Source organism: Chromobacterium sp. Ag138, from assembly GCF_055181315.1.
The window spans coordinates 840,389-849,185 of sequence record NZ_JBUPWA010000001.1 but is presented as its reverse complement, the minus strand read 5'-3'; the positions used below and the strand labels follow the sequence as shown (position 1 = coordinate 849,185).

General features: G+C 64.3%; 8 protein-coding genes. 5 read left to right on the top strand and 3 right to left on the bottom strand.

The window, feature by feature from the left end; translation table 11 throughout:
* Positions 1–81 precede the first annotated feature (81 nt).
* Genes dxs through ACY3GB_RS03525 form a run of 3 tightly spaced genes read right to left on the bottom strand, consistent with a single transcriptional unit; the run spans position 82 to position 3,112 of the window.
* Positions 82–1,932 (bottom strand): 1-deoxy-D-xylulose-5-phosphate synthase, encoded by a 1,851-nt coding sequence (gene dxs, locus ACY3GB_RS03535; RefSeq protein ID WP_463087518.1) that lies wholly within the window; start codon positions 1,930–1,932, stop codon positions 82–84.
* Between the two features lie 60 nt (positions 1,933–1,992).
* The gene (locus ACY3GB_RS03530; RefSeq protein ID WP_463087517.1) at positions 1,993–2,889 is read right to left on the bottom strand and encodes a polyprenyl synthetase family protein; all 897 of its coding nucleotides are present in this window, start codon (positions 2,887–2,889) and stop codon (positions 1,993–1,995) included.
* Entirely contained in the window at positions 2,879–3,112 is a 234-nt protein-coding gene (locus tag ACY3GB_RS03525; RefSeq protein WP_434635028.1) for an exodeoxyribonuclease VII small subunit, read from the bottom strand. Before ACY3GB_RS03525 ends, ACY3GB_RS03530 begins: the two co-directional genes overlap by 11 nt.
* 151 nt (positions 3,113–3,263) lie before the next feature.
* On the opposite strand from ACY3GB_RS03525, the gene ACY3GB_RS03520 reads away from it, so the two are divergent.
* The 5 genes from ACY3GB_RS03520 to ACY3GB_RS03500 form a co-directional block, all read left to right on the top strand.
* Complete coding sequence (locus ACY3GB_RS03520; RefSeq protein WP_463087516.1) at positions 3,264–4,100, top strand: SDR family oxidoreductase; 837 nt, start codon at positions 3,264–3,266, stop codon at positions 4,098–4,100.
* Between the two features lie 179 nt (positions 4,101–4,279).
* Positions 4,280–6,076 (top strand): ABC transporter substrate-binding protein, encoded by a 1,797-nt coding sequence (locus ACY3GB_RS03515; protein WP_463087515.1) that lies wholly within the window; start codon positions 4,280–4,282, stop codon positions 6,074–6,076.
* Between the two features lie 51 nt (positions 6,077–6,127).
* Positions 6,128–7,069: an ABC transporter permease gene (locus ACY3GB_RS03510; protein ID WP_021476072.1), complete on the top strand. Its 942-nt coding sequence runs from the start codon at positions 6,128–6,130 to the stop codon at positions 7,067–7,069.
* A 13-nt stretch (positions 7,070–7,082) separates the two neighbouring features.
* Entirely contained in the window at positions 7,083–8,138 is a 1,056-nt protein-coding gene (locus ACY3GB_RS03505) for an ABC transporter permease (RefSeq protein WP_463087514.1), read from the top strand.
* A 10-nt stretch (positions 8,139–8,148) separates the two neighbouring features.
* Positions 8,149–8,797, top strand: a 649-nt coding sequence (locus ACY3GB_RS03500; RefSeq protein WP_463087513.1) for an ATP-binding cassette domain-containing protein, incomplete at its 3' end; no start/stop codon positions are given.

Sequence of the window (8,797 nt, the reverse complement as noted above, 5' to 3'; positions counted from 1 at the left end):
GCGCGGCGCAAACCAGCGACAGCGCCGTTTCCGCATGCAGTTGCAGCCGGGTTTCCAGGCTGGGCAGCGGCAGCGAGGCCATCAGCCGGCCAGGCGCTCGCGGATGCTCTTCTCGATGCCGGCGGCGTCCAAACCGCACAGCGACAGCAGCAGCGCTGGATCGCCGTGCTCGACGTAATCGTCCGGCAGGCCCAGTTGCAGCACGGGAGTTGCCACGCGCATAGCTTGCAGCGCCTCCAGGCAGGCCGAGCCGGCGCCGCCCATCACCACGTTCTCCTCGACGGTGACGATCAGCTCGTGGGTTTGCGCCAGTTCGCGGATCAGCTCAGTGTCGAGCGGCTTGACGAAGCGCATGTCGGCGACGGTGGCGTCCAACTGCTCGGCGGCGGCGAGGGCGGGGTGCACCATGCTGCCGAAGGCCAGGATGGCGATCTTCTTGCCTTGGCGGCGAACCACGCCCTTGCCGATCGGCAGCGCTTCCATCTGCTGCTGGATCTCCACGCCGGGGCCGGTGCCGCGCGGGTAGCGGACGGCGGTGGGGGTGTCGAGCTGGAAGGCGGTGTACAGCAGCTGGCGGCATTCGTTTTCGTCGGACGGCGCCATCACTGTCATATTGGGAATGCAGCGCAGGTAGCTGAGATCGAAGGCGCCGGCGTGGGTCGGGCCGTCGGCGCCGACCAGGCCGGCGCGGTCCAGCGCGAATAGCACCGGCAGGTTCTGCAGCGCCACATCGTGGATCAGCTGGTCATAGCCGCGTTGCAGGAAGGTGGAGTAGATCGCCACCACCGGCTTCAGGCCGTCGCAGGCCATGCCGCCGGCGAAGGTGACCGCGTGCTGTTCGGCGATCGCCACGTCGTAGTAGCGGTCGGGGTGTTCCTTCTCGAAACGCACCATGCCGGAGCCTTCGCGCATCGCGGGCGTGATGCCGACCAGGCGCTTGTCCAGCTTGGCCATGTCGCACAGCCAGTCGCCGAACACCTGGGTGTATTGCGGCTTGCCGCCGCCGCTCTTGCCGCCGGCGAGGCCGTTGGCCGGGTCGAACTTGGTGACGCCGTGGTATTTGACCGGATCGTTCTCCGCCAGCTTGTAGCCCTGGCCCTTCTTGGTGACGATGTGCAGGAACTGCGGGCCCTTCAGGCTGCGGATGTTCTTCAGCGTGTCCACCAGCACGTCCACATCGTGGCCGTCGATCGGGCCGATGTAGTTGAAGCCGAATTCCTCGAACAGCGTGCCCGGCGTGAAGAAGCCCTTGACGTGCTCTTCCACCTTGCTGGCGATCTCCTTCAGCGGCGGGGCGATGCCCAGCACCTTGCTGGAGCCCTCGCGCATTGCGGCGTAGAAGCGGCCGGACATCAGCTTGGCCAGATAGTTGTTCAGCGCGCCGACGTTGGGCGAGATCGACATGTCGTTGTCGTTCAGGATCACCAGCAAGTCGGTGTCCATCGCGCCGGCGTTGTTCAGCGCTTCGAAGGCCTGGCCGGCGGTCATCGCGCCGTCGCCGATGATGGCTACGCTCTTGCGGTCCACGCCCAGCGTCTTGGCTGCCACCGCCATGCCCAGCGCCGCGCCGATGGAGGTGGACGAGTGGCCGACGCCGAAGGTGTCGTACTCGGACTCTTCGCGCTTGGGGAAGCCGGCCAGGCCGCCGAACTGGCGCATGCTGCCCATTTGCTCGCGGCGGCCGGTCAGGATCTTGTGCGGGTAGGTCTGGTGGCCCACGTCCCACACCAGGCGGTCATGCGGGGTGTCGAACACATAGTGCAGGGCGATGGTCAGCTCGATGCTGCCCAGATTGGACGCGAAGTGGCCGCCGGTCTTGCTGACCGTTTCAACCAGGAATTCGCGCAGTTCGCGCGCCAGCTGCGGCAGCTGGTTGCGTTGCAACAACCGCAGGTCGGCAGGGCTGTTGATGGTTTCAAGCAGAGAGTACATTGTTCTGGTTCTGCGGCTGGGCTCGCCGGGCGGTGGGCCGCCCTGTTTTTCACGAGCGGTTCAAAACGAGCGGGCGACGATGTAGTCGGCCAGTTGTTTCAGGCGGTCCGCCTGCGGGCCGAAGCCCTGCAGCGCGGCGAAGGCCTGGTCGTGCAAATCCTTCGCCATCCGCTTGGCCTCGGCGAGGCCCAGCAGGCTGACATAGGTGGGCTTGTCGTTGGCGGCATCCTTGCCGGCGGTCTTGCCCAGCGTGGCGGTGTCCGCCTCGCAGTCCAGAATGTCGTCCACCACCTGAAAGGCCAGGCCGATGCGCTTGGAGAAGGCGTCGAGCGCCTCTTTCTCCGCGCCGGACAGCTCCCGGCCGGCCATCGAGCCGGCCAGCACCGAAGCGCGGATCAGCGCGCCGGTTTTCAGCATGTGCATGAATTCCAGCTCCGGCAGCGTCAGCGGCAGGCCGACGCTGGCCAGGTCTATCGCCTGGCCGCCCGCCATGCCGGCGTGGCCGGCGGCGTGGGACAGGATGCGTACCATTTCCAGCTGGTTGGCCGGGGCGATGCCGGGCATCGGCTGGGAGAGCAGCTCGAAGGCGCGGGTTTGCAGCGCGTCGCCTACCAAGAGCGCGGTGGCGTCGTCATAGGCGATGTGACAGGTGGGCTTGCCGCGGCGCAACACGTCGTTGTCCATGCAGGGCATGTCGTCGTGCACCAGCGAATAGGCGTGGACCATCTCCAGCGCCGCGCCGATGCGGGCCAGATTGTCTGGCTCCGCCCCGACCAACTCGCCGGCGGCGAACACCAGCAGCGGGCGCACGCGCTTGCCGCCTTCCAGCGTCGCGTAGCGCATCGCCTCATGCAGGCGTTGCGGCGCGCAGTCGGCCGACGGCAGCAACTTTTCCAGCGCCTGCTCCATGTATTGCTGGATGGAGGTCATCCAGCCGATGAAGGTTTCATTGGCCATTGGGCAGATCCAGCGCCTTCAGTTCGTTGTTTTCCAGGATTTTCAGCTGCTGTTCCGCGTCGGCGAGTTTGCCCTGGCAGAACTTGATCAATTCGGTGCCTTGCTTGTAGGAGGCAAGGGCTGTTTCCAGCGGCATGTCGCCGCTGTCCATCGCCTGGATGATGTCCTCCAGCTGGGCCAGCGCGGTTTCGAAGCTGGCCGGCGCTTTTGCGGCTTTTGCCATGGCGGAGTTCCTCGTGCGTGTCAGGCCGACATTCTAGTCCAATTCCGATGAAAAACGACAGTGCTCCGGCCGATGTGCGTCAAATGGGGCGGTTTCGGCGCGGCGGGGAATGGTGTAGGGTGGCGGCTCCCTTTCTTTCCCGAGGCCCGACATGTCCGAATCCGCCCGCACCATCCTGATCACCGGCTGCTCCAGCGGCATCGGCTATCACACGGCCAAGTGGTTCCGCGAGAAAGGCTGGCGAGTGTTCGCCAGCTGCCGCAAACAGGAAGACGCGGAGCGCCTGCGCGCGGAGGGATTCGAAAGCCTGCGGCTGGACGTGGACGACGCCGGCTCGATCCGCGCGGCGCTGGACGAGGTATTGGCGCGGACCGGCGGCAGGCTCGACGCCTTGTTCAACAACGCCGGCTTCGGCCAGCCTGGCGCGGTGGAGGACATTTCGCGCCAGGCGATGCGCGAGCAGTTCGAGACCAATCTGTTCGGCCCGTGGGAGCTGACCAACGCGGTGATGGCGGTGATGCGCGCCCAGGGCCATGGCCGTATCGTCTACAACAGCTCCATTCTCGGCTTCGCCGCGATGCGCTGGCGCGGCGCCTACAACGCCAGCAAGTTCGCGATGGAGGGCCTGTGCGACACTTTGCGGCACGAGCTGCACGGCACCGGCATCCACGTGGCGCTGGTGGAGCCGGGGCCGATTGAAAGCCGCTTCCGCCCCAACGCGCTGGCGCGCTTTTTGAAAAACGTTGACATCGACGGCAGCGTGCATCGCGACAATTATCAGCAGCAGCTGGAAAGGCTGAAAAAAGAAGGCCACGCGGCGCCGTTCACACTGCCGGCCAGCGCGGTGGCGGAGGCCGTGTGGCGGGCTGTCACCAGCCGCCGGCCACGCGCCCGCTACCGGGTGACCTTTCCCACCAAGCTGTTCTGGTTCCTGCGCCGTTTCCTGCCCCAGCGCTGGTACGACGGCGCTTGCCGCGGCGCGACATGAGGCATCCAAGTCCTTAATTGAATTTTCCTGATGCCATCTTGATATTTTTTTGTTGATCCGCGTAGCGAATTGGCTTTACATTCATTCGCGCTTGTCATGGCTGCGGCAGTTGGCGATGGCGGGCGCAAAGAATAAAGCGGGCCGGGAAGGCCCCGCGCTACGAAGGAGAACAATTCAAGATGACGCACCTGAAATGGCTGCCCATGCTGATACTGGGCGGCTCGTTCGCGCTGTCCGCTCACGCAGCCGACCCCAATAAAGTGCTCCGGGTGTCGATCCCCGCGCCGGAAACCGGTTTTGATCCCGGCAAGGTCAATGATGTGTATTCGATCGGTGTGATCGAAAACATTTTCGAGCCGCTGCTGAAATACGATTACCTGGCCCGGCCGCTGAAAATGAAGCCCAATACCGCGGCGGCGATGCCGGAGGTCTCGGCTGACGGCCGCGTGTACACGATACGGATCCAGCCCGGCATCTATTTCGCCGACGACCCGGTGTTCAAGGGCAAGAAGCGCGAGCTGACTGCCGAGGACTACGCTTACTCCTTCAAACGCTTCGCCGATCCCGTCGTCAACTCCCCGGTCTCCAACATGATGACCGACTGGGTGCTGGGCCTGGCCGAGGCCGGCAAGCGCGCGAGCAAGACCGGCAAGTTCGATTACGCGGCGCCGATTCCCGGCATCCAGGTGTTGGACCGCTACACCTTGCGGCTGACGCTGACCAAGACCAACTTCATTTTCCAGTACACGTTGGCGGCCAAGCAGTTCGGCGCGGTGGCGCGCGAGGCGATCGAGGCCTACAGCAAAGACACCATGTCCCACCCGGTCGGCACCGGGCCATTCATGCTCAAAGAATGGAAGCAGGGCAGCAAGATCGTGCTGGTGGCCAATCCGGGCTATCGCAAGATGGTGTTCGATGGCGAGCCGGGCAGCGACCCGCGTGACCAGGAGATCGCCAGAGAGATGGCCGGCAAGACCTTGCCGGCGGTCGGCCGGGTGGAAATCCGCGTGATCGAGGAGGATCAGCCGCGCTGGCTGTCATTCCTGAACAAACAACTGGATGTGGTCGCGGTGCCCAAGGCCGCGATGAAGACGGCGCTGCACGTGACGGACAACGATCCCTTCCAGACCTCGTTGAATCCGGTGCTGGCCAAGCGGGGCATCAAGCTGTCCCACGTGCTGAATCTGGACGTGACCTACGCCTATTTCAACATGCAGGATCCAGTCGTCGGCGGATACGGCAAGGACAAGATCGCGCTGCGCCGCGCGATCGCGCTGGCGTATCCGCTTAAGCAAGAAGTGGTGCCTCTCATTTACGGCAACCAGGCGGTGCCGATGCAGGGCGCGGTGTCGACTGGCATGTCCGGCTCCAGCCCGGGCTTTCGTGGCGAGGTCAAGTACGACCCGGCGCTGGGCAACGCTCTGCTTGACCAGTTCGGCTACAAGATCGGGCCGGACGGCTACCGCACGTTGCCCAATGGCAAGCCGCTGCAGATCACCCAGGCGACCCAGGCCTCGGCTTTGGACAAGCAGTTCAACCAGATCTGGCAGAAGACATTCGACAGCCTCAAGATCCGGGTGAATTTCAAGGTGGCCAAGTGGAACGAGAACCTGAAGAGCGCCTATGGCCACAAGCTGCAGATGTGGAGTCTGGGCGGGACGGCTTCGATGCCTGACGGCGACGACACCATGATTGAGCTGTGGACCGACAGCATCGCCAGCGGCAGCAATTTGTCCGCCTTCAGCCGGCCCAAGTTTGACCAGCTTTTCGAAGCGTCGCGCTTGCTGCCCAACGGGCCGGAACGCGAAGCCAAGTTCGAGCAGATGAACCGGGTGGTGGCGGCCTATCAGCCCTACGTCTTGGGCGTGACTCGCTTCACCAACTCTTTGGCCCATGGCTATGTGCTCGGCTATAAGCCCCACCCGATCTACACGGTCGGCGGCTTCTGGCGCTACGTCGATATCGCCCGGCATTGAGTCCCATCTAGTTCGTTTCCGCCGGATGGCCCGACGGAGCAAGGAAAAAACATGTTCGCATTCATCATTCGCCGGCTCTGGCAGATGATCCCCACCATGCTGGGCGTCATGCTGCTGGTGTTCGTGCTGTTCAACTGGGTGGGCGGCGACCCCACCTTCATCCTGGAAGGCAAGCGCCTGACGCCGGAGATGCTGGCCAATATCCGCGTGCAGCTGGGTCTGGACAAGAGCCTGCCGGAGCAGTTCCTGCTGTTCGTCAAACAGGTGTTCACTTACGACTTTGGCAATTCCTGGGCCACGCAGCAGTCGGTTTCCGGCACGCTGGCCAATCGGGTCGGCCCGTCGCTGACGCTGGCCGGCAGCCTGCTGGTGCTGGAGCTGCTGACCGCGCTGCCCATCGCCGTCGCCGTCGCCTATTTCCGCGGCACGCTGACCGACCGCCTGGTCACCATGATCTGCACGGTGGCGATGTCGGTGAGTTCGCTGGTCTACATCATCGTCGGCCAATACCAGCTTGCTTTCGTGATGGATTGGTTCCCCGTGATGGGGTGGGACGACAGCAGCCTGGCCACCAATCTGCTGGTCTACCTGCCGTTGCCGCTTATCCTGGGCATCCTGGTGGCGCTGGCGCCGAGCGTGCGCTTTTATCGCAGCTTCGTGGTGGAGGAGTTGAACCACGACTACGTGCGCACCGCGCGCGCCAAGGGCTTGCCCGAGTCGCGCGTGCTGTTCAAGCACGTGCTGCGCAACGCGCTGATCCCAGTCGTCACCAACATCACCATGTCGCTGCCTTTCCTGATGCTGGGCTCGATGCTGCTGGAACGTTTCTTCGGCATTCCGGGCATGGGCAATGAGCTGCTGAACGCCGTCGACAAGAGCGACTTCCCGGTGATCAAGGCGATCACCATCACCATCGCCGCCGCGGCCATGGTGTTCAACCTGCTGGCGGACGTCCTGTACAAGTGGATCGATCCGCGCGTCCAGCTGAAGTAAGGGGAGAGAGACGATGACGACATTGCAGAATACCGCCGGCGCCGCGCCGGCCGCCGTCCCGTCCCGCAGCCTGTGGGCGCTGGGTTGGCAACGCTTGAAGCGCGACCGCATCGGTTTCGCGTGCCTGTGGATCGTGACCGGCTTCATGCTGCTGGCCTTGTGCAGCTGGGTGGGACTGATCGGACGCGGCTGGAATGCCGAGGTGGCGGTGTCCTACGCGCCGCCCACCTTCCTGTACCAGCAGGCGCATGATGCTGCCCGGGCCTCTGGCGCGAAAAAAGCCGAGACGGTCACCGGCACGGGCCTGCGCCCTGAGGAAGACCCGATCTGGGCGGAAACCCAGGCGGCGATGAAGAACCGCGACAAGTACGTGGTGCCGGAAGTGAAGAAGGCGGAGTCGCTGACGTTCGGCGCGGACATCCGCGGCCGCGACATCCTGGACAAGGTGGTCAAGGGCACGTCCACTTCGTTGTTCGTCGGTTTCTTCGGCGCTTTGCTGTCGGTGGTGATCGGCGCGTCGCTGGGCGCTTGCGCCGGCTTCCTTGGCCGCAAGGTCGACGATTTCCTGATGTGGTTCTACAACGTGTTCACCGCGATGCCGGACATGCTGCTGTTGCTGGCTTTCGCCGCGGTGGCCGGCCGCGGCCTGGGCACGGTGATCCTGGTGCTGTCGCTGACCAGCTGGCCGGGCACCTTCCGCCTGGTGCGCGCCGAGTTCATCAAGCTGCGCTCGCGCGAATTCGTGCAGGCGGCGGACGCCATCGGCGCCAGCAGCGCGCGGCGGATGTTCGTCCACATCCTGCCCAATGTCTCCCACCTGCTGCTGGTGCAGTTTTCCTTGCTGATGGTGGGCCTGATCAAGTACGAGGTGATCCTGTCCTTCCTCGGCTTCGGCGTCGATGTGCGCCAGGTGAGCTGGGGCTCGATGCTGTCCGAGGTGCCGGAGGAACTGATGCAGGGCTACTGGTGGCAGCTGGCCATGGTGGTGGTGTTCATGTCGCTGCTGGTGACCGCCTTCAGCATGCTGACCGATTCCCTGCGCGACGCGCTGGACCCGAAGGTAAAGTGAGGATCACACCATGAGCAACAATAAGACTTTGCTGTCGGTCCGCAACCTGCGGGTGAGTTTCCGCCAGGAGGACGGCGGCCGCTTCGAGGCGCTGAAGGGCGTCAGTTTCGACATCCCGGCGCACCGCACGGTGGCGCTGGTGGGCGAGTCGGGTTCCGGCAAGTCGGTGACGTCGATGGCCATCATGCAGCTGCTGCCGCCGCAGTCGAGCGAGATCGATCCGGCGTCCGAATTGCGCTTCGACGGCCGCGACCTGCTGAAGCTGAGTTCGTCCGAGCTGCGCCGGCTGCGCGGCAAGGACATCGCGATGATCTTCCAGGAGCCGATGAGCTCGCTGAACCCGGTGTTCACCGTCGGCGAGCAGATCGTCGAGACGTTGACGCTGCATGCTGGGTTGAGCCGCGGCGCGGCGTGGAAGCGGGCGGTGGAGCTGCTGCGCGAAGTGGGCCTGCCGGAGCCGGAGAAGCGGGTGAAGAGCTACCCGCATGAGCTGTCCGGCGGCCAGCAGCAGCGGGTGATGATCGCCATCGCCATCGCCTGCGAGCCCAAGCTCTTGATCGCCGACGAGCCGACCACGGCGCTGGATGTCACGATTCAGAAGCAGATCCTGCAGCTGATCGCCGACTTGCAGAAGAAGCACGGCATGTCGGTGCTGTTCA

What these genes read in the sequence shown, in the direction of transcription:
- dxs (WP_463087518.1), bottom strand. Translation starts at nt 1,932, where the DNA reads ATGTACTCTCTGCTTGAAACCATCAACAGCCCTGCCGACCTGCGGTTG.
- ACY3GB_RS03530 (WP_463087517.1), bottom strand. Translation starts at nt 2,889, where the DNA reads ATGGCCAATGAAACCTTCATCGGCTGGATGACCTCCATCCAGCAATAC.
- ACY3GB_RS03525 (WP_434635028.1), bottom strand. Translation starts at nt 3,112, where the DNA reads ATGGCAAAAGCCGCAAAAGCGCCGGCCAGCTTCGAAACCGCGCTGGCC.
- ACY3GB_RS03520 (WP_463087516.1), top strand. Translation starts at nt 3,264, where the DNA reads ATGTCCGAATCCGCCCGCACCATCCTGATCACCGGCTGCTCCAGCGGC.
- ACY3GB_RS03515 (WP_463087515.1), top strand. Translation starts at nt 4,280, where the DNA reads ATGACGCACCTGAAATGGCTGCCCATGCTGATACTGGGCGGCTCGTTC.
- ACY3GB_RS03510 (WP_021476072.1), top strand. Translation starts at nt 6,128, where the DNA reads ATGTTCGCATTCATCATTCGCCGGCTCTGGCAGATGATCCCCACCATG.
- ACY3GB_RS03505 (WP_463087514.1), top strand. Translation starts at nt 7,083, where the DNA reads ATGACGACATTGCAGAATACCGCCGGCGCCGCGCCGGCCGCCGTCCCG.